We start from the raw sequence: 18,929 nt of genomic DNA on the forward strand, positions 1-18,929 counted from the left end.
GAAGGGGAAAAGGTGCAGCCTGCGGGCAGTTTCCTGACGTATCCGGCGGATGCGGGGCTTATCGGTCTCGAAGGCGGCGAACGACCGCGCTTCTGGGTGACGTGCGACACCGAGGAGGATTTCGACTGGTCGGCGCCGTTCGCGCGCACTGGATACCGGCTCGATTCGGTCCCCGCGCTCGCCGAATGCCAGAGCTATTTCGAGCGCGCGGGGGTGAAGCCCATCTATCTGGTCGACTGGCCGATCGTCGCGGACGATCGCGCGGTCGCCATATTGGGCGACGCGCAGGCGCGGGGGCGCTGCGAGATCGGCGCGCAACTCCATCCCTGGGTCACGCCGCCGCACGACGAGCCGGTGAACGAGCGCAACAGCTATACCGGCAATCTGCCGCCGGCTTTGCAGCGCGCCAAGATGACGGCACTGCGCGACGCGATCCGTGACCGGTTCGGCGTGGTCCCCACGGTCTATCGGGCCGGGCGGTACGGCCTGGGGACCGAAACCGCCGCGATGCTCGCCGAGCTTGGCTTCCGATGCGATACGTCGGTGCGCTCCGGTTTTGACTATCGCGGCGGACACGGCCCGGATTATCGTACCGCACCGCTCAAACCCTGGTGGGTGCCGACGGCGCATGGCGCGGTGCTCGAGGTGCCGGTGACGACCGTCTTTGGCGGCCTTATGGGGCTGAAGGGCAAGCGGCTCTATCATCGTATCACCCGCGACGGCACGCGTATACGGGCGGCGTTGGCGCGGCTCGGGCTGGTCGAACGGATCGCGCTGACGCCCGAGGGCATCCCCGCGGAGCATGCGTGCCGCGCGATCGACATCGCGCTGGACCGGGCGTTGCCCGTGCTCAATTTCTCTTTCCATTCGCCGTCGCTGCAGCCCGGAAATACGCCTTATGTCCGAAGCGCCGCCGATCTCGATCTTTTTTATCGCTGGTGGGACATGGTGCTGGACCATCTGGCGCTGCGCGGGGTCGAGGCGACCGATGCTACCGCCATCCTCGCGATGGCAGAACGGAAAGCGCCGGCTGTTTGATCCAAGCCGCTTGCCAATCGCCGCGATGCTCCGCTATCGCCCCTACATCCCCCGCCGGGTGCGTGAAAATGGGGGCCTGTAGCTCAATGGTTAGAGCTGGCCGCTCATAACGGCTAGGTTGCGGGTTCGAGTCCTGCCGGGCCCACCATAACCTCTCCCTCATGGCTGCGATGCGGCATAGGTAGATGCTTGTTTGACAGGAATGTATTTTCCGCTCGCTGTCGGCCTCGTCTTGGGAATGGTGCGGCGCAGGGGTCGGAAGAGCTTGCTATTCACCGCCGACGAAAATGGGTAGCGAGCGCAAACCGCGCATCACCAGGCCCGGTATCCATTCGAGTTCATGATCGGTGGAAAGTGCCAGATCAGGAAAGCGCCGCGCCAATTCCTGCACGATGGTCCGCGAAGCAACGCGTGCAATGCCCGCGCCCGGGCAGATATGGGGGCCGCGACCGAAGGAAAGATGCTGGGCGAGCCCGGCGCGGGGACATTCGAAAAGCGAACCGGTCCTGAAGATCGATGGGTCGCGGTTTGCAGCCCCGAGAGCGATGAAAATCATATCACCCTTGTGAATGGCGGTGTCGATCATTTCGAAGTCTTCGCGCGCATAGCGCGGTGTCGAAAGCTCCAGCGACGGGTTGAACCGCAAACATTCCTCGATGGCGCGCACGGCGGCATCGTCATCCGCCGCCACCGCCCGCCAGGTTTCGCGATCGCCGGCCAGCAGCCAGACCGCAGACGACAGCAGATGGCCCGTCGTTTCGTAGCCGGCGGAGAGCAGGAGATAGGCAAGGGCCATTGCTTCGTGCGTGTTCAGTTCGCCTTGCGACGCTGCTCTGCCAAGCGCTGCCAATGCACCATCGCCCGCATGGTCGGCATTCTTCTGGACGAGCCCCGTCAGATAGGCCTCGATTTCGTCCGCAATTTCGTCCGCCTGATCTGCTCCGTCCAGATCCGACCGCGTCAGCCGGTCGTTCCAGGCGTCTATCTTTGCCATGTCGTCGAGCGGAATACCGACGATCGTACAGGCGATCTCCAAAGCTGCGGGCATGGTGACATGGGACACAAGATCGAAGCGCGTCGCGTCGCGGTCGAGGGTTGCCAGACGGCGAGCGATGATGTCGCTCGCCAGAGCCTCGATCCTGGCGCTCGTCCAATGCGCCAGGGCGTGACGAAGCTGGCGACGAAGCCGCGTATGTTCGGGCGGATCGGTTACGAGCAGGTGGCGGTACAGACGATGCGTTTCAGGGGCGGCTCGCTCCTGAAGCGGCGATATTTTGGAAAGCCGATGATCGGTCAGGAGGCTGCTGGAAAGTGTATGGCCTGTCACCAGCCAGGCCTCGCCGCCGAACGGAAGTGCGAATTTTAACAGGGGACCTCTGGTGGCTGCAAGCTGGCTGACCGCGTCGATGCTGCGACCCTTGAAATCGGCGTCCATGAAGGGCAGCGACGCCAATATGTCCGACAAAATTTCTTCTCCGGCCAAAGCATAAGCGATATCGAGCTTGACATCCTGTAACCCAAGTTGACATTATCCAACCGAAATCTTTCGATTTCGGGTCGCGCCCTAATTGGAGGAATGTAACATGCAGGCCAATTTGAACGTGATGCGCCGCGAGTTCGAAATCGTGAAAGAACGGATGCTGGCTGGCGGCGATATCGATTTCAAAGCTGTATCTGCTGCCGCGACGGTGAGCGCGGACAATGATCTTCACGCCGGGCATCGCTGCCCTTGGCATACGTGCCAGGCAACGCGGCACTGATCCCACTCTAGGACTCCGATAATGTCGGGGCGGACGGCGCTTCTTCATGATTATGAAGAAGCGCTTTCCTTTTTATGCGAACAGCTCGGTGACGACTGGACCGTGCGCCGATGGCGGGACGGAAACTGTTGCTGGCAGTTTCACGCACCCTCGGCCGCGGCAGATGTCGCGCAGGGATGGAAGGTGCATGTCGCCGTTGCGGTCGGCGAAGCGGCGATCTTTGCCCGCACGCTGACGCCGCTGCTGGCGGAGCTGCGCGTTCCCTTCAAGCTTCCGGCCTCGCTCGATGCGATCGCCGCGATCAATGCCGGGGAAGGCGGAGCCGAACAGGTCGGCAAGATCGCAACCCTCTATCCTGCCGATGACGCATGCGCACGCGAGGCGATTCACGCCGTCGACCGACTGTGGCCGGCGAGCGCCGCGCCGGCGATCCGGACGAGTTTGCATGTTCGGCCCGGCTCGGCCGTGGCTTTTCGGTTCGGCGCGTTCGATTCGCGCAGCCGGATCGTCGACAGCCGCGGGATCATTCACGCCGCCGTGCGACTGCCCGGCGGCCATTTGGTCGCGGACGAACGGATCATCGGGGGAAAGCCGCCGGCCGGGATCGAACCGCCGCTTCCCGGCTTCGCGCCCGATGGCTGGGATGATGTCGCCGGAAAGCAGATGGCGATCGGCGACCTGCGCCTGGTCCTTCTCGGAGAAATCAAGCAAACGGTGCATAGCCGATTGCTCTTCGCCGCCGACCGCGACAGCGGGGCGACGCTGATCGTTCGCCAGCGCGCGCCGGGCGAGACCCGCTACCCCGACGACGGCAGCGCCGAAGAGCGGATCGCGCGCGAATTTCATGCCCTCAAAGAAATCGGCGGAAAGCAGGGATGCGCGCCGCGCGCGATCGCCTGGTGCGGCGGTGGCATGGCGAGCCTCGCGATGGAGGATGTCGAAGGCAGCCTCCTTTCGGAATTGCCGCGGCCGATGCGTATGCGGTTGATGCCGTCGATGGCGCGCGCACTGGCCGAGGTGCACCGCTGCGGCTGGGTTCATGGCGATGTGAAGCTGGAGAATGCGATCGCCCGCGACGAGTCTGTCGCCCTCATCGATTTCGAGCTTGCAGAGCGCGCCGGCTCGCGCATTTCGGGGCGCGGCACCGACGCCTATATGCCCCCCGAGGCGGCGAAGGATGTGCACGCGCATCCTGCCCAGGATATTTACGCTCTCGGCGTCAGCCTCTTTCATGCCGCGACCGGCTTTCCGCCCGGCCTGCTCGCGCCGCGGCCGGGGCTCCTTGCCGATCTTCTCCGCCGCGAAGGGGCGGGGCGGGCCGCCGATGTCGTGGAACGGATGACCGCCGACGACCCGATGGAGCGGCCGTCGGCCGAGACGAGCATCGACCTCCTCGCGGCCCTGAGCGAGGACGCCGTGCCATCGGGCGAGACATCCGACGCATCGCCCGATGCTTCGCGCCTTCGTCCGGCTATCGAGGCTGCGGTTGCGGCAACGGCGGACTTTCGAATGGAGGATCGCGGTGCGCGCTACTGGCGCAATACGCATTTCCAACGCCATTTCGAATGCGAGGCGATCAATATCGGAGCCGCGGGGATCCTGATCGGTCTGTTGGTGGCGGGCGGCGCGGTCGATGCCGATTGCCGGGACGACATCGCCGGAGCGGCGGACTGGCTTGCTGCGAGACCCGCGGAAGGCCAGGCGGCCGGGCTTTTTACGGGCAATGCCGGGGTTGCTTTGGCGCTTGCGGCTGCCGGACGCGCGCTCGGCACGGATAAATATAGCGCGGCTTCGCGTGCCCGCCTTGCCGCCGCCGCCGCGGACGACCGCGAACTCGACCTGTTCTCGGGCAGCGCCGGGACGCTGTTCGCCGCCGCCGCGATGTCCGAGTTGATCGAGGAGGATTGGCCGCTCGATCTCGGCAGGGTCGCGATGCGGAGGCTGGAAGATTGCAGGACCACGGTCGATGGCTTGACCGTCTGGCGTGCCGGAGAGGGCGGCGGTTCCGACTTTCTCGGCTGCGCGCACGGGAGCGCCGGTATCGCCGCGGCGCTCGGCTATTGGGCGAGGCGCACCGGCGACCATGACGCCGCCGCCCTCTCGGTGGCGACGTTGAAAGCGCTCGCGAGGCGCGAGATGGACGCCGCGAATGAGCAGGGAATGCGAATGCGCCTGGACAGCGACCAGTGCCACGCCCCGGGCAATTGGTGCCACGGAACGGCCGGTTTCCTGTGGTCGCTGCTCGCGGGCCCCGGCGCGGATTACGAACTGACGGAGGAAATCGATTGGGCCGTCGCGTCGCTGGCTGAGCTTCCGGCGATCGCCACGCCAATTTATTGCCATGGTCTGGCGGGGCAATTGGAGCTTTGGCAAATGGTCTCGGCCATGGAGCGGCACCGGACGCTCGCTGTGGGCAAGATCGGCCGCCTCGCCGCCAATCTGGATTTCATGCGGATCGGGAAGGGCGGTCGTGACGTCTGGATATCCGACGACCCGTCGATCGTGACGCCCGACCTGTGGGTCGGCTTCATGGGCCCGGCCGCGGCGCTGACGCTTGCGGTGCAGGACGAAAAGCGAACCCTGTTGGATGGCGGACTGCTTCGGGACGCCGCGGACCGATGGGGCAGGGGAAGGCGCGGAGGGACGGATGACGGCAGATGAGTTGAAGCACGCCCGCGCGGCCTTTGTGGCGAATGGCGTCGTCCGCATTCCCGCTGCCCTGTCCGGCGCGCAATATGACGCCGCGGAGAGGCTGTTCGACTGGAGCATCGCCAACCCCGGCCCCTATGCCGGGGACGTGCTGGCGGGTGTCGAAGGCTCGTTCTTTCAGGATCATGCGAACCCCGAAGCCCTTTCGCATTATCGCGCTTTCGCGATGGAAAGCGGCTTGGCCTCGCTGATCGCCGACGTGCTCGGCACGAAGGATCTGTGGCTGCTCTATGAGCAGGTCTGGCGCAAGGAAGGCGGCGCGACGCGGCGCACGCCCTGGCATCAGGATTTGCCTTACGTGCCGATGGCGGGTCATCATATGGCGACCGCATGGATCAGCCTCGATCCGGTTTCGGAGGGTGCTTCACTCGAATTCGTTCGCGGGTCGCATCGGGGACCGCTCTATAATCCGACCGCTTTCGACGCGGAGGACGAGCGTGCCGCCATGTTCGAGGACGGCATCTGGCCGCCGTTGCCCGAGATCGAAGCGGATCGGAGCGCTTTTCCAATCGTTCGATGGGCGGTGGAGCCGGGCGACATATTGCTGTTTCACCCGGCGATCCTGCATGGCGGAGCGCCGACCGCCGCCGGCGCGCGGAGGCGCACGATATCCTTGCGGGTGTTCGGCGACGACGTCACCTGCTGCCCGCGCCCCGATCAGGGGATTGCCGAGGTCGATCGGCTGGCGGCGGACGAGGCTTGCGACGACCCGATCCGCATCCTTGCCGGCAAGCCCGAAGGAACGCCCTTTCGCCATCCCGCCTTCGCCAAGATCGTCTGATGCCGTTCGACGTCGTTCCGCGGCCGCAAGGATTCTGCGCCCTGGTGCAGACCGATGATCCGGCCAGCTTGCTGGAGGAGGGCGCCCGCGAACGACTGGATGATGCGCTCAGCCGGTTCGGCGTTTTGATCTTCCCGGGATTGATGGCCGACGATGCCATGCATGTCGCGCTGGCCGGGATTTTCGGGGAAATTCAGACCTTCGGTACGAAGAGGATTTTCCGGTCGGCCAATTTCGATGAGGACGGCGCGCTTTTTCGACCGGATAGCGACAAAGCGCGTCTGTTGCGCCTCAACTGGCTGTGGCACAGCGACGGTGTCTACCGCGAACGCGACATTCGGGCCGTCCTGCTTCGCGCCGAAACGATCGAAACGGGGTGCGGGGACACGGAGTTTTCCGACCTCGCGGCAGCCTTTGACGCTCTTCCGCCGGATTTGCGGAGCAGAATAGAGACATTGTCGGTCGAGTATAGTTTCGAGCATATGATCCTCGGCGCGGATGTGCCTTCGGTGTCGGCCGACGAGCGGCCGCATCTTCCCCGGGCGCGGCACGCGTTGGTCCAGACCCTCGCCGACGGGCGCAGGTCGCTACGGTTGAGTCCGCCCTATATGGAACGAGTCATCGGGTGGGGCCGCGACGAAAGCCAGGCGCTGTTTCGGCAACTGGCCGATTTCGCGACGCGCCCCGAATTCCTGTTCCGGCACCGCTGGGCCGCGGGCGACCTGATCGCGTGGGATAATCGCTGGACGATGCATCGCGTGCTTCCCTACGACGACAGGGGGCTGCGGCGGGATATGCGTGGCGCGGTGGCGCTTGCCTGAACGGGCGGGATCAGGCGCGTCAGAATTCGTAGCCGAGCCACGCGATATCGGATTGGTAGCGGCTGGCGATCGCCTCGCGCGTTTCCGCGTCGTAAAATTTCCGGTAGGGACGGCGGTCAGGCGATTGGTTGACATGCGGCAGGGCAATGGACTCGCCGAAAATCCGCATCGATATCTCGGCAAACTGCCGGCTGCCATCTTCAAATCGGATGATGTGATCGACCAGGCTTTGCCCGTTCTCGTCGTGCACGAACGACCATTGCGGCATGAGGTGCCGCTCCTCGTTGCTGCCTTCGGGGGCGGGATAAGCCGTGAGGATGAAGTCCCGGAAATCCATCTCGCGCGCATATCTATATTTATATTCGGAAACCGCGCGGTCCCACGGGTTTCGCACGACGGTGAATCGGAAATAATCGTTGAAATCGATCGGCGCCAAATGGCCTTTCGACAGATATTCCCCGGCGGTGAGATGGGCGAGAAAGGGCGGGCCGGCCTCAGGGTCATGGTTGGTCGTCAGCAGCAGCGGACCACGGCTGGCCCAATCAAGGCCCATCTTGTCGAGAAAGACTTGCTCGATGCTCTGCCCCCCGGTTTTCGGGATGTGGATGAACAGCGTCTTCCAGCGATGACAGATCATTTTCGCCCCAGTCAGATTCGGTAATTTCAATGTCCGTTTAGCGGACGATCGCGCTTTTTGCCGCTGTAATTGAGTATGGGCCCTAATTGGGTTGCAAATCGGAACCATTCGCGGTCTTCTGAAAATCCGAGAAGGGGAGAGTCATATGCGTAAACGTGGGATCATCATCTTGGGCGGCGTCGCACTGGTTGCCGTTACCGCGGCAACGGTCGCGGTGCGCACCGCGGGTTTCTCTCCCGCGAACGTCGCCGACGGAAGCGATGTCCGGATCGCCGCCGCTCCACCCTATGACCTCGACGCCGCCGTTCGCCACCTCAGCGAAGCCGCGCAGATTCCCACCGTGTCGAACCAGGATCCGGCCGACAATCAGATCGCCGAATGGGACCGGCTGCACACCTGGCTCGCCTCGACCTATCCCGCCGCGCACGGCGCGATGACGCGCACGATCCTGCCGAACAAGACGCTCGTCTATTATTGGCCCGGCAGCGACGCGTCGCTCGCGCCGATCATCCTGATGGCGCACCAGGACGTCGTGCCGGTGACGCCGGGGACCGAGAAGGACTGGAAATATCCGCCCTTTGCGGGGACGATCGCCGACAATGCGGTGTGGGGCCGCGGCACCGTCGACGACAAGGGCTCGCTGATCGGCCTGTTCGAGGCGGTCGATGCGCTCGCGAAATCGGGCTTCAAGCCCAAGCGCGGCCTATATCTGGTTTCGGGCCATGACGAGGAAGCCGGCGGGTCCGGCGCGATCGCAGCGGCGGCGAAGCTGAAGGCCGAGGGTGTCAAGGCGATCTACACGCTCGACGAGGGCGGCCTCATTCTCGCCGATACGCCCGTGATCGACGGCCCCGCGATCATGATCGGCATTTCCGAAAAGGGCTATGCGACCCTGAAGATTACCGCGAACGCACCCGGCGGTCACAGCTCGATGCCGCCGGCCGAGACGGGGGTGACGACGCTCGCCAAGGCGGTGCTTGCCATCGCCGACAAGCCCTTCCCGCTGGAAATTCGCGGCCCCGGCGAACAGATGATCGAAGCGCTCGCGGCGAAGAAGGGCGGGACGACCAAGATGGCGGTCGCCAACCAGTGGCTGTTCGGGCGGCTGCTCAAGGGCGGGATCGCCGACACGCCCTCGACCGCCGCCGCCTTCCACACCACCATCGCCCCGACGATGCTGGAGGGCAGCCCCAAGGAGAATGTCCTGCCGCAATCGGCGAACGCGCTGATCAACTATCGCATCGCGCCCTGGAACAGTTCGGCTGACGTCATGGCGCGCGCGAAGGCGGCGGTCGGCGACGCAAAGGTCGATCTCAGCTGGGTCAAGCCGCCGCGCGAGCCCTCGCGCGTGTCGTCGACGAGTTCGCAGGGCTGGAAATGGATCGCCGCCGCGGCGCGCGCGGAAGCGCCCGACGCGGTGCTGACGCCGATGCTGGTCGTGGCGGGCACCGACAGCCGCAGCATGGAGCCGGTGTCGGAGGACGTCTATCGCTTCATGCCGCTGCGCGTCTCGCTCAAGGAATCCGCCATGATCCACGGCACCAACGAGCATATGGCGATCGACAGCTTCAAGAAGATGATCGATTTCTATGCGCGGCTGATCGCGACGTCTGCGGGATAGACTTGGGGCCTCAGCCTGTCTAAGGCGCCCGCACGGTCGGGGAGTGGCGCAGCCCGGTAGCGCGCTTGCTTTGGGAGCAAGATGTCGCAGGTTCGAATCCTGTCTCCCCGACCAGCTTCCCCAAAAGGCCCCGTTATTGCACGGGCTGCGCGTCCTGAACGCGCGTCAATCACCCTTAACGCGCTGATAAACATTTGTCTTTAAGGCGGTCCCTCGCAAATGGGACCAAGGCATTTGAAGATGGTGGGCATCCGTCCGGGGAAATGGATTGCGGCGCTATGCGCGCTGATCGCGTCGTTGTGCGCCGCGAGCCCCGCGCTTGCGGCCAATTGCTATTATGCGACGTCGCAGGGATCGACCGGGCCCGCCGACTGGCAGACCTATTGCTGGCTCGACCTCGGCGGCTACAACGACACGACCGCGCGGGGCACGAACGGACAGGCTTTTTCCTACACCTTGCCCGACGGCACGGTGATGAGTTTTCGGCTGAAGGTCTCGGGTTCGGCGGCGACATCGGCGGCGGCACCGTCGTGGACCGGGGCGGCGGTCGGTAACACGGCCTTTCTCGGCATCGCGGGACGTCCGATCCTCTATCAGACCGCGGCGGGCACGACGACGGTGACGATCTCGAACATCGCGCTGACCCCGCCGGCGTCGGGGACGATCAGCAATTTCATGTTCGTCGCCGCCGACGGCGAGTCGAGCAACGAGAATGAATCGCTGCGCTTCCAGGCCAACGGTGGCGGCTGGCAGGAGCTCGACCGCGCCGGGCCGATCAGCGGATCGACCTATCCTTCGGTCTCGGGCGTCGGGACGAGCAACTTCACCGAAAGCGGCGCTGCGGGGACGGTGGGCGCCTATATCATGGGGTCGACCTCGCCGACGCAGGTGACGACCACGATGGTCGGTGGCGGGCTTCAAGGGGCGATGTTCGCGGTGCGCTTCGCCTCGATCCGGCTCAACACCCAGATTTCGGGAACGCGGATTAACGCGGCCGACCAATTCGCCTTTTCGATCAACGCCACCGGCAGCGGCACGGTGCTGGCGTCGGGCACGTCGAGCGGGGCGGGGCTGGGGCCCTTCACCGCCGCCGCCCTGTCGAGCACCGCGGCGATTCCGCTGACGCTGAACCAGGCGATGGCGGCGGGCAGCAGCAGCGCGCTCGGCCAATATCGCTCGACACTGACGTGCAGCAACACCGCATCGGGCTCGCCGACCGTCATGCCGAACGGCGTCGTCACCACCTCCTATGATTTCGGCACGCTGCGCTTTGGCGATGCCGTCCAGTGCAGCTTTACCGAGACGCCCTATCCGCATCTCCGCCTGACCAAGGCGCTGGCGGCGTCGGGGCGCCAGTTCGCGGGCGACCAGTTCGTGATGACCATTGCGCAAGGGGCGACGGTCACCGCGACGACGACCACGACCGGCACCGGAGCAAGCGTCGGCAATGCGTCGACGGCGCAGACGCAGGTCGCCGCGGGAACCGCCTATAGCTTCGATGAGGCGCCAGCGGGAACGACCAGCCTCGGCCAATATTCGGCGGTTCTGAGCTGCGCCAACGGCGCCTCCTCGTCGACCGTGCTGCCGACCGTCGTCGGCGGCAGCGTGACGCCGCAGATGGGCGACGTCATCAGTTGCACGATCACCAACACGAAACGCGCATCGAATGCGACGCTCGACATCGCCAAGACCTCGGCGCTCGTCTCCGATCCCGTCAACGGGGCGATCGACCCCAAGGCGATCCCGGGCAGCATCGTGCGTTACACGCTGGAAGTCCGCAACAGCGGGCCGGCGTCGGTCGACAACAACAGCATGTTCATCGTCGATACGCTGCCGCTTCAGATTTCGGTGGGGACCGCGGCGAATCCGCTTTTCACGCAGGGATCGAGCGGGCTGACCTTCAGCAGCGCGACCGATATCCGCTATTCCAGTTCGGCGGCCCGCCCTGCAAGCTTCGCCGCCTGCACCTACACGCCGGTCGCGTCCTATGATCCGGCGGTGAAATATGTCTGCCTGCGGCCGCGCGGCACGATGGCGGGGTCGACCGGCGTTCCGACCAGCTTCACCATCAGCATCCAGGCCCAGATCAAATAGGCAAATAAGCTTTGGGCAACGAAAAAGGCGGCCTTCCCGAAGGAAGACCGCCCTTGTTCGTTTCAGTCATTGCCCCGAAGGGCTGCGACTTACTTCTTTTCTTCAGCCGGAGCAGCAGCCTTGGCGTCAGCGGCCGGAGCAGCGGCAGCAGCCGGAGCAGCAGCGGCGTCGGCAGCGGCCGGAGCGGCAGCAGCGTCGGCGCCAGCAGCGGCAGCGTCGGCACCAGCAGCGGCGGCATCGGCGCCAGCAGCAGCGGCGTCGGCGCCTTCTTCAGCAACCGCGTCCGCAGCCGGAGCTTCGGTGGTGGCAGCTTCGTCAGCAGCCTTCTCACCGCAAGCGGCGAGGGCGAACATGCTGGCGGCAACGGCGATAGCAGCAAACTTCTTCATGATGTGTGGGCTCCCTAAAATGCCTTTCCGCGCTGGGGAAACTTTCCCGTCCCGCGAGCGGCGGGATTTAGCCTTTCCGCGTGAATCGTCAACAAAAATAATTGAGATGTCCCGTGCGCGCGGAAAACTGTCATTTCCCCGAAACAATCAGGGAAGCTCGGAATCGCTGCTGTTCGCGAGAATCGCCAAAGTCGCGGTCCAGGCGACAACATTTTGTCGCAATTGCGCCGGATCGACCTTGTCGAGCGTGTCATCGGGCGTGTGGTGAATGTCGAAATAGCGGGTGCCGTCCTGTTGCAGGTCGACGATCGGCGTGCCGGCGGCGGTGAGCGCGCCGATGTCGGTGCCGCCGCTGGCGGGAGTCTTGCCGGGCGTGATGCCGAGCGGCGCGAGCGCCGCCGCGATCCGCTCGGTCAGCGGTTTCGCGCTGTCGGGCAGCTTGAAATCGACGCGCCAGACGCGGTCGGCGCCGAAATCGGATTCGAGCGCGGCGGCGTGGCGTTCCTTGCCATGCGCATCGAAATAGGCCTTGCCGCCGAACCCGCCGACTTCTTCGGCACCCGCCCAGAGGATGCGGATCGTGCGGCGCGGCTGGCCTGCCGTCATGACATGCTTCGCCGCGGCGGCGATGATCCCGCAGCCTGCCGCATCGTCGATCGCGCCGGTGCCCTGGTCCCAGCTATCGAGATGGCAGGCGGCGATCACGGGACTCGCGGCGGGGTCGCTGCCCGGCACCTCGGCGATGACGTTGCCCGATGCCTGCTGCTCCAGCCGGCGCGGCGTCAGCAGCAGCTTCAGGCGCAGCGCGCCCGGGCGGCGCTGCCACTGGCGGACGAGCTGGTCGGCGTCGGGGCCGGAGATGGCGGCGGCGGGGATCGGGGTCACGCCATCGTCGAAATTGGTCACGCCCGCGTGCGCGATGCGATGGCTGTCGGTGCCGATCGAACGGATGACGATGGCGAGCGCCCCCTTCTTCGCCGCCACGCTCGGCCCCATGAAGCGTCCGCGCCCGAAATAGCCGTAGCCGCTGCCGTCCTGCGCCGCCTTCATCTGGTTGTCGACGAAGACGATCTTGCCCTTCACCGCTGCGTCGGGCGCGGCGACGAGGGCGTCATAGCCGTCGAAATAGGCGACCTCCGCCTCGATCCCCTTCGGTCCGGTCGCGCCGCTGTTGCCGAGCCCGACGACGGTCAGCTTCTGCGGCAGGAAGGGCGCGGTGAGCCAGGCCTCCTCCGTGCCGCGCTGCCATACCGGCATTTGATAGGCCTCCTCGCGGACATTGGCGAAGCCCATCGCTTTCAGCCGGTCGACGGCCCAGCGCCGTGCCGCGGCCTCGCGATCGCTGCCTGCGGGGCGCGGGCCGATTTCGGTGGTCAGATCCTCGGTGATCGACCAGGCCGGATCGTCGCCGCTTTGCGCGAGGTCGACTGCGCTCGGTGCGGCGCTGGCGGTGGTTGCGAGAAGGAGGGCGGCGATCCCGACAAGGCGGGCGGGGATGGATGAGCCTGTCATGACGCTGTCCTAGCGGGCCGCGTCCGTCCCTCGCAAGCCTCGATTGCCTCCTCGTCACCCCGGACTTGATCCGGGGTCCCGCTTGTCACCGTTGCTGGGCGGGACCCCGGATCAAGTCCGGGGTGACGAAAAAGTAAAGGCACGTCTCTCGTTTCAAACGACGTCATCACCCAAATGCCCAATCGATTGCCAACCCCGCGCCCATTCGCTAACCGGCGCCCAACTCTTCCGGCCGCGAGCGCGCGGCCCAGCCTCTACCGGAGCATATCGATGGCCGCCCAATATAGTTTCGTGATGAAGGGTCTGACCAAGACCTATCCCGGCGCGCAGAAGCCGACGCTCAACAATCTCAGCCTGCAATTCTATCCCGATGCCAAGATCGGCATCGTCGGCCCGAACGGCACCGGCAAATCGACGCTGATGAAGATCATGGCCGGCATCGACAAGGATTTCACCGGCGAAGCGTGGCCGGGCGAAGGCATCACCGTCGGCTATCTGGCGCAGGAGCCGCAGCTCGACCCGAACAAGACGGTCAAGGAAAATGTCATGGACGGGGTGCGCCCGGTCGCCGACATGATGGACCGCTTCAACGAGATCAGCGCGCTGATGGCCGACCCGCCCGCCGACGCCGATTTCGACGCTTTGATGGAGGAAATGGGCACGCTGCAGGAAAAGATCGACGCGGTCGACGGCTGGACGCTCGACAACCAGCTCGAAATCGCGATGGAAGCGCTCCGCTGCCCGCCCGGCGACTGGAGCGTCGAAAATCTGTCGGGCGGTGAAAAGCGCCGCATCGCGCTGACCCGCTTGCTGCTCGAAAAGCCGTCGATCCTGCTGCTTGACGAACCGACCAACCACCTTGACGCGGAAAGCGTCGCATGGCTGGAAAAGCATCTGGTCGACTATCCCGGCAACGTTATCCTCGTCACCCACGACCGCTATTTCCTCGACAATGTCGTGAACTGGATCCTCGAACTCGATCGCGGCCGCTACTTCGTCTACGAGGGCAATTATTCGACCTACCTCGACAAGAAGGGCAAGCGACTCGAACAGGAGGCGCGGGAGGATCAGGGGCGCCAGAAGGCGATCCGCGACGAGCTCGAATGGATCCGGCAGTCGCCCAAAGCGCGTCAGGCCAAGTCGAAGGCGCGTATCAAGAGCTTCGACCAGCTTGTCGAGGCGCAGGAAAACCGGACCCCCGGCAAGGCGCAGATCGTCATCCAGGTGCCCGAGCGCCTCGGCGGCAAGGTGATCGAGGTGACGGGCATCTCGAAGGCCTATGGCGACAAATTGCTGTTCGAGGACCTGTCCTTCACCCTGCCGCCCGGCGGCATCGTCGGCGTCATCGGGCCGAACGGCGCGGGCAAATCGACTTTGTTCAAGCTGATCACCGGACAGGAACAGCCCGACAGCGGCAACGTCGCGATCGGGGACACGGTTCGCCTCGGCTATGTCGACCAGAGCCGCGACGCGCTCGATCCGAACAAGAATGTCTGGGAGGAGATCTCTGGCGGTCACGACATGATGTCGATCGGCAAGCACGAGATGCAGACGCGCGCCTATGTCGGCGCCTTCAACTTCAAGGGCACCGATCAGCAGAAGAAGGTCGGCCAGCTTTCGGGCGGCGAGCGCAACCGCGTCCATATGGCGAAGATGCTCAAGGCCGGCGGCAACGTGCTGTTGCTCGACGAACCGACCAACGACCTCGACACCGAAACGCTCGCGGCGCTGGAAGAAGCGCTGGAGAATTTCGCGGGCTGCGCGGTGGTCATCAGCCACGACCGCTTCTTCCTCGATCGCCTCGCGACGCACATCCTCGCCTTTGAGGGCGACAGCCATGTCGAATGGTTCGAGGGCAATTTCGAGGCCTATGAGGAAGACAAGATCCGTCGCCTCGGCGACGAGGCGACGCGGCCGCACGCGACGACCTACAAGAAGCTGACGCGCTGACCGGCATGGCAGGGGAGGCGCCCATCTCTTCGAGCGCGATCCGCATGGACGCGGACGCGCTCAACGCCTTCATGGCGGACGCCTTCCCCCATGCGAAGCCGGGCTCGCGCGGTCATGTCGTCTCCGCCGCGCCGGGGCACATCCACGCGCGGATCGACCCCAATGAGCAGGCGCTGCGCCCCGGCGGATTGATTTCCGGCCCGACGCAGATGGGCTTTGCCGACATGGCAGCCTATGCGCTCGTCCTCGCGCATATCGGCCCGGTCGCGATGGCGGTGACGAGCGCGCTCAATTATCAGTTCCTGCGTCCCTGTCGTCCGGGGCCGGTGTTCGCCGACGCGCATATGCTGCGCCTCGGCAAGCGGCTGGCGGTGATGGACGTGCGCATCTGGACCGACGATGCCGACAAGCCGGTCGGACAGGCGAATGTGACCTACGCGATTCCCTGAGGATCGCCATCGGCGCGCGGATTTTTGGCGGGCAGCATTTGCCGCGACAGGCCGTGATAGAGGCGGGTCGGACAGATTTGCGCGCTCGTCCAGTCGGCGATCAGCGCGGTCATGAACAGTGGCACGATAACGCCCCGCGCCGCCGTCGCCTCGATCAGGATGATGACGGCCGTCAGGGGCGCGCGCACGACGCCGACGAAATAGGCGACCATTCCCATCATGACGACTGCGCCCGCCGGGCTGTCAGGAAAAGCGGGCGTCAGAAGATTTCCGAATCCCGCGCCGACCGCGAGGGACGGCGCGAAGATGCCGCCCGGAGCGCCGCTGAGTGTCGAAGCGAGCGCGGCCGTGAACTTTGCGGGAAAGAACCAGAGCTTGCCCTGATTGCCCTCGACCAGGAATTTGGTGACGTCATAGCCGGTGCCCCAGGTCGCGCCGTCGGTGGCGATCCCGACCAGTGCGACGACGAGCCCGCAGACCGCGGCAAAAACGACCGGCCGCCTGGCTGCGCGGCGCGCCCAGCCGGCGGTGCGATCGCTCGCGGCGAGGATGATTTTCGCAAACAGCCCGCCGGCAAGCCCGCCGCCGATCCCGGCGATCGGTGCGATCAGCAGCGCGTCGGTGACCGGAAGCGTATCCCGCATCACGCCGAGATAGACATAATCGCCCGCGACCGAGAGGCTGACGAGGCCCGCGATCATCACGGCGCCCATCGTCAGAACCGCGACGCGTTGTTCATAGGCCGCGGCCAGTTCCTCGATCGCGAAGGCGATGCCCGCCAGCGGCGTATTGAAGGCGGCGGCAACCCCTGCGGCACCGCCGGCGATGAAGACGCCGGCGGTCATGCGGACCTTCAGCAGGCGATGCATGGCCACCATGATGGCGGCGCTGACCTGCACCGTCGGTCCCTCGCGTCCGACCGAGCCGCCCGCGGCCAGGGTGGCGAGCGTCAGGCCGAGCTTTGCGCAGGCCGTGCGCAGCGACACCAATTTGCTTTTCGCGGCCTGTTCGGGGTGACGTGCCGCCGCGATGATCTGCGGAATGCCCGATCCGCGCGATTCGGGAAAATAGCGGTTGGCGGTCCAGACGATCAGGGCGAAAGCCGCGGGGGTGACCAGAACGGGCAGCCACCATAGCCGTGCGGCGAGAGCGAATATCAGCGGCTGGACGCGGTCGCCGGCCGCGGCAAAGGCCAAGGCGATCATGCCGAGCAGCACGGCACCGCTGACCATCGCGATACGGCGGCGGATATCGACGACCTCGCTACGGGCGCGGCGGTTCAGGCGCAGCAGCCACAGGCGGGTCAAGCGTGACAGGATGGGCTTTGTCCGCATTCGGGCGCCTTGGCCTCCGATGGGCGGGAGTGCAACCCCAGCCTGTCTTCACTCAAGCTGCGGGGAGGGCGATATCCTCCGACGGCCGCAGCGAATCCTTGGCGGGCTGAAGCAGATCGAGCGCGAACAGGGTCGCGGCGTGACGGATGGCGGCGCGATCTTTCGAGTCGAACTGCACCCGCTGGGTGAAATAATCGTCGGGGTCCTGCCCGCGCAGCGCGCGCGCGAAGACGACCTGGCCGACCGGCTTCTTCTCCGATCCCCCGCCGGGCCCCGCGATGCCGGTGATCGCGACCGCGACATCGGCGTCGCTGTTCGCCAGCACCCCTGCCGCCATTGCCCAGGCGGTCGCGAGCGAGACCTCGCCGAAGGTTTCCAATATTTCGCCGCTGACGTCGAGCTGGCGCTTCTTTGCATCGCCCGAATAGGTGATGAAGCCGGCGCTGAACACGTCGGAACTGCCCGCGATATCGGTTAGTGCGGCCGACACCATGCCGCCGGTGCAGCTTTCGGCGACGGCGACCGTGCGCCCGGCGGCGCGGTTCGCGGCAAGAACCGACATGGCGGCTTCTTCACGCGCGGTCTGGCGCGTTTCGACGATCGACGACAAGGTTCAATTCTCCGGAAGTGACAGGGTGGCGACCGCCTGTGCGGCGATCCCTTCGCGGCGGCCGGTGAAGCCCAGCCGCTCGGTCGTTGTGGCCTTCACACTAACGCGTTCCAGCGGAATCGCAAGGATTTCGGCGATGCGGGCGCGGATGGCGGGGCGGTGCGGGCCGATCTTGGGCGCTTCGGCGATGATCGTCAGGTCGACATGATCGATGCGCCCCGCGCGCGCGGTGACCCGCTCGGCGGCGAAAGCGAGGAAGCGGTGCGAGGCGGCCCCGCGCCATTGCGGGTCGCTCGGCGGGAAATGGTCGCCGATATCGCCGTCGGCGAGCGCGCCGAGGATCGCGTCGGTGATCGCATGGAGCGCGACGTCGGCGTCGCTATGCCCCTCAAGCCCATGACTATGCGCGATTTCGATCCCGCCGATCCACAACGGCTTGCCCGTCACGAGGCGGTGAACGTCATACCCCATGCCGACCGCGGTTCGCATCATCGTCGCTACCCCCAGAAGCCCGGAAAGGATCGCCATATCCTCGGCATATGTCAGTTTGTGGAGTCGCGCATCGCCGACGACCGCTGCGACGCGACCGCCAAGGCGGCGAACGAGCTGCGCATCGTCGGTCGCGGCCTCATCCGCCGCGGCGGCATGGGCGCGGCGCAAGATACCGAGCCGGACGGCCTGCGGGGTCTGGACGCGCGCAAGGGCAGCGCGATCGACCGCATCGCCGGCCTCGCCCGAGGCCTGTTCGACCAGCGTGTCGGGAACCGGCAGCGTGGGGATCGCGGCATCGCTTTCGTGAAGCGCGGCGATCAACCGGTCGATGACGTCGGCGCCAACGCCGGGACGCGCGGCATCGTGAACGAGGATGAGCGCCTCTTCGTTCCAGTCGGTCAGCGCGGCGAGGGCGTTGGCGACCGATTGCTGGCGCTCGGCGCCGGGCTCTGCGGAAATCCAGCCTTCGGGGAGCGCGCCCATCGCCGCCATGACGTCATCATTTGCCACCAGCACACCGGCAGAAATCGCGGGATGCGCGGCGAAGGCGTCGAGGCTCCAGCGCAGCACCGGCTTGCCGCCGAGCGCTTCGAGCTGCTTCGGCCGGGCGAAACCGGTGCGGCTTCCCCGGCCGCCGGCGAGCAATATGACCCCGATGTGCGGGGAAAGGGGGGGCAGGGACTCGGCCATGTCGCGCGCCGGTTAGCGCAGCCGCGACTTGCGGGAAAGCCG

16 protein-coding genes and 2 tRNA genes are annotated in these 18,929 nt (G+C 65.6%); 11 read left to right on the top strand and 7 right to left on the bottom strand.

From position 1 onward, the window contains the following. Positions 1–12 precede the first annotated feature (12 nt). Both VHO04_RS12300 and VHO04_RS12305 read left to right on the top strand, forming a co-directional pair. A complete protein-coding gene (locus VHO04_RS12300; RefSeq protein WP_329628547.1) occupies positions 13–1,038 on the top strand; it encodes a polysaccharide deacetylase family protein in 1,026 nt (341 codons plus the stop codon). A 72-nt stretch (positions 1,039–1,110) separates the two neighbouring features. Beyond that, positions 1,111–1,186, top strand: a tRNA-Ile gene (locus VHO04_RS12305). Between the two features lie 120 nt (positions 1,187–1,306). Here VHO04_RS12305 and VHO04_RS12310 read toward each other — a convergent pair. Then, on the bottom strand, positions 1,307–2,473 hold the full coding sequence (locus tag VHO04_RS12310; protein ID WP_329628548.1) for a cytochrome P450: 1,167 nt from the start codon (positions 2,471–2,473) through the stop codon (positions 1,307–1,309). A gap of 148 nt (positions 2,474–2,621) precedes the next feature. Between VHO04_RS12310 and VHO04_RS12315 the strand changes: the two genes are divergently transcribed. From VHO04_RS12315 to VHO04_RS12330, 4 genes are read left to right on the top strand one after another with little or no spacing between them, the layout of a single operon-like run. Then, positions 2,622–2,798, top strand: coding sequence for a hypothetical protein (locus VHO04_RS12315; RefSeq protein ID WP_257550217.1), 177 nt, complete (start codon positions 2,622–2,624; stop codon positions 2,796–2,798). A gap of 21 nt (positions 2,799–2,819) precedes the next feature. Then, the gene (locus VHO04_RS12320; protein ID WP_329628549.1) at positions 2,820–5,459 is read left to right on the top strand and encodes a lanthionine synthetase LanC family protein; all 2,640 of its coding nucleotides are present in this window, start codon (positions 2,820–2,822) and stop codon (positions 5,457–5,459) included. Continuing rightward, complete coding sequence (locus VHO04_RS12325) at positions 5,446–6,288, top strand: phytanoyl-CoA dioxygenase family protein (protein ID WP_329628550.1); 843 nt, start codon at positions 5,446–5,448, stop codon at positions 6,286–6,288. The genes VHO04_RS12320 and VHO04_RS12325 overlap by 14 nt, the downstream gene beginning before the upstream one ends. Continuing rightward, positions 6,288–7,109: a TauD/TfdA family dioxygenase gene (locus VHO04_RS12330; protein ID WP_329628551.1), complete on the top strand. Its 822-nt coding sequence runs from the start codon at positions 6,288–6,290 to the stop codon at positions 7,107–7,109. Before VHO04_RS12325 ends, VHO04_RS12330 begins: the two co-directional genes overlap by 1 nt. A gap of 19 nt (positions 7,110–7,128) precedes the next feature. Here VHO04_RS12330 and VHO04_RS12335 read toward each other — a convergent pair whose 3' ends face one another. After that, positions 7,129–7,854: a sulfotransferase family 2 domain-containing protein gene (locus tag VHO04_RS12335; protein WP_329628552.1), complete on the bottom strand. Its 726-nt coding sequence runs from the start codon at positions 7,852–7,854 to the stop codon at positions 7,129–7,131. A gap of 37 nt (positions 7,855–7,891) precedes the next feature. On the opposite strand from VHO04_RS12335, the gene VHO04_RS12340 reads away from it, so the two are divergent. The 3 genes from VHO04_RS12340 to VHO04_RS12350 all read left to right on the top strand — a co-directional run bounded on the left by VHO04_RS12340 (position 7,892) and on the right by VHO04_RS12350 (position 11,461). Further along, positions 7,892–9,367, top strand: coding sequence for a M20 family peptidase (locus VHO04_RS12340; protein ID WP_329628553.1), 1,476 nt, complete (start codon positions 7,892–7,894; stop codon positions 9,365–9,367). Positions 9,368–9,404: 37 nt separating this feature from the next. Further along, a tRNA-Pro gene (locus VHO04_RS12345) sits at positions 9,405–9,481 on the top strand. 126 nt (positions 9,482–9,607) lie between these two features. Then, on the top strand, positions 9,608–11,461 hold the full coding sequence (locus VHO04_RS12350) for a hypothetical protein (protein ID WP_329628554.1): 1,854 nt from the start codon (positions 9,608–9,610) through the stop codon (positions 11,459–11,461). On the opposite strand, the gene VHO04_RS12355 is transcribed toward VHO04_RS12350, so the two are convergent. Further along, positions 11,454–11,738 carry a hypothetical protein gene (locus VHO04_RS12355; RefSeq protein WP_329628555.1) on the bottom strand — a complete coding sequence of 95 codons (285 nt, stop codon included), beginning with the start codon at positions 11,736–11,738 and terminating at the stop codon, positions 11,454–11,456. The genes VHO04_RS12350 and VHO04_RS12355 overlap by 8 nt on opposite strands. 259 nt (positions 11,739–11,997) lie before the next feature. After that, complete coding sequence (locus VHO04_RS12360; protein WP_329628556.1) at positions 11,998–13,362, bottom strand: M20/M25/M40 family metallo-hydrolase; 1,365 nt, start codon at positions 13,360–13,362, stop codon at positions 11,998–12,000. Positions 13,363–13,632: 270 nt separating this feature from the next. Here VHO04_RS12360 and ettA point away from each other — a divergent pair, with 270 nt between their 5' ends. Together ettA and VHO04_RS12370 are read left to right on the top strand one after the other, a co-directional pair. Then, complete coding sequence (gene ettA / locus VHO04_RS12365; protein WP_329628557.1) at positions 13,633–15,312, top strand: energy-dependent translational throttle protein EttA; 1,680 nt, start codon at positions 13,633–13,635, stop codon at positions 15,310–15,312. 44 nt (positions 15,313–15,356) lie between these two features. Continuing rightward, positions 15,357–15,761: a PaaI family thioesterase gene (locus VHO04_RS12370; RefSeq protein WP_329628558.1), complete on the top strand. Its 405-nt coding sequence runs from the start codon at positions 15,357–15,359 to the stop codon at positions 15,759–15,761. Here VHO04_RS12370 and VHO04_RS12375 read toward each other — a convergent pair. The 3 genes from VHO04_RS12375 to VHO04_RS12385 are packed head-to-tail and all read right to left on the bottom strand — an operon-like array spanning position 15,746 to position 18,887. Continuing rightward, positions 15,746–17,095 (bottom strand): chloride channel protein, encoded by a 1,350-nt coding sequence (locus VHO04_RS12375; protein WP_329628559.1) that lies wholly within the window; start codon positions 17,093–17,095, stop codon positions 15,746–15,748. The two genes, VHO04_RS12370 and VHO04_RS12375, sit on opposite strands and share 16 nt — an antisense overlap. Before the next feature lie 52 nt (positions 17,096–17,147). After that, positions 17,148–17,657: a CinA family protein gene (locus VHO04_RS12380; protein WP_329628638.1), complete on the bottom strand. Its 510-nt coding sequence runs from the start codon at positions 17,655–17,657 to the stop codon at positions 17,148–17,150. A 51-nt stretch (positions 17,658–17,708) separates the two neighbouring features. Next, positions 17,709–18,887 (bottom strand): bifunctional 2-C-methyl-D-erythritol 4-phosphate cytidylyltransferase/2-C-methyl-D-erythritol 2,4-cyclodiphosphate synthase, encoded by a 1,179-nt coding sequence (locus VHO04_RS12385; RefSeq protein WP_329628560.1) that lies wholly within the window; start codon positions 18,885–18,887, stop codon positions 17,709–17,711. Positions 18,888–18,929 lie beyond the last annotated feature (42 nt).

The organism is Sphingopyxis sp., assembly GCF_036261875.1.
In the GTDB taxonomy this organism is placed as follows: domain Bacteria; phylum Pseudomonadota; class Alphaproteobacteria; order Sphingomonadales; family Sphingomonadaceae; genus Sphingopyxis.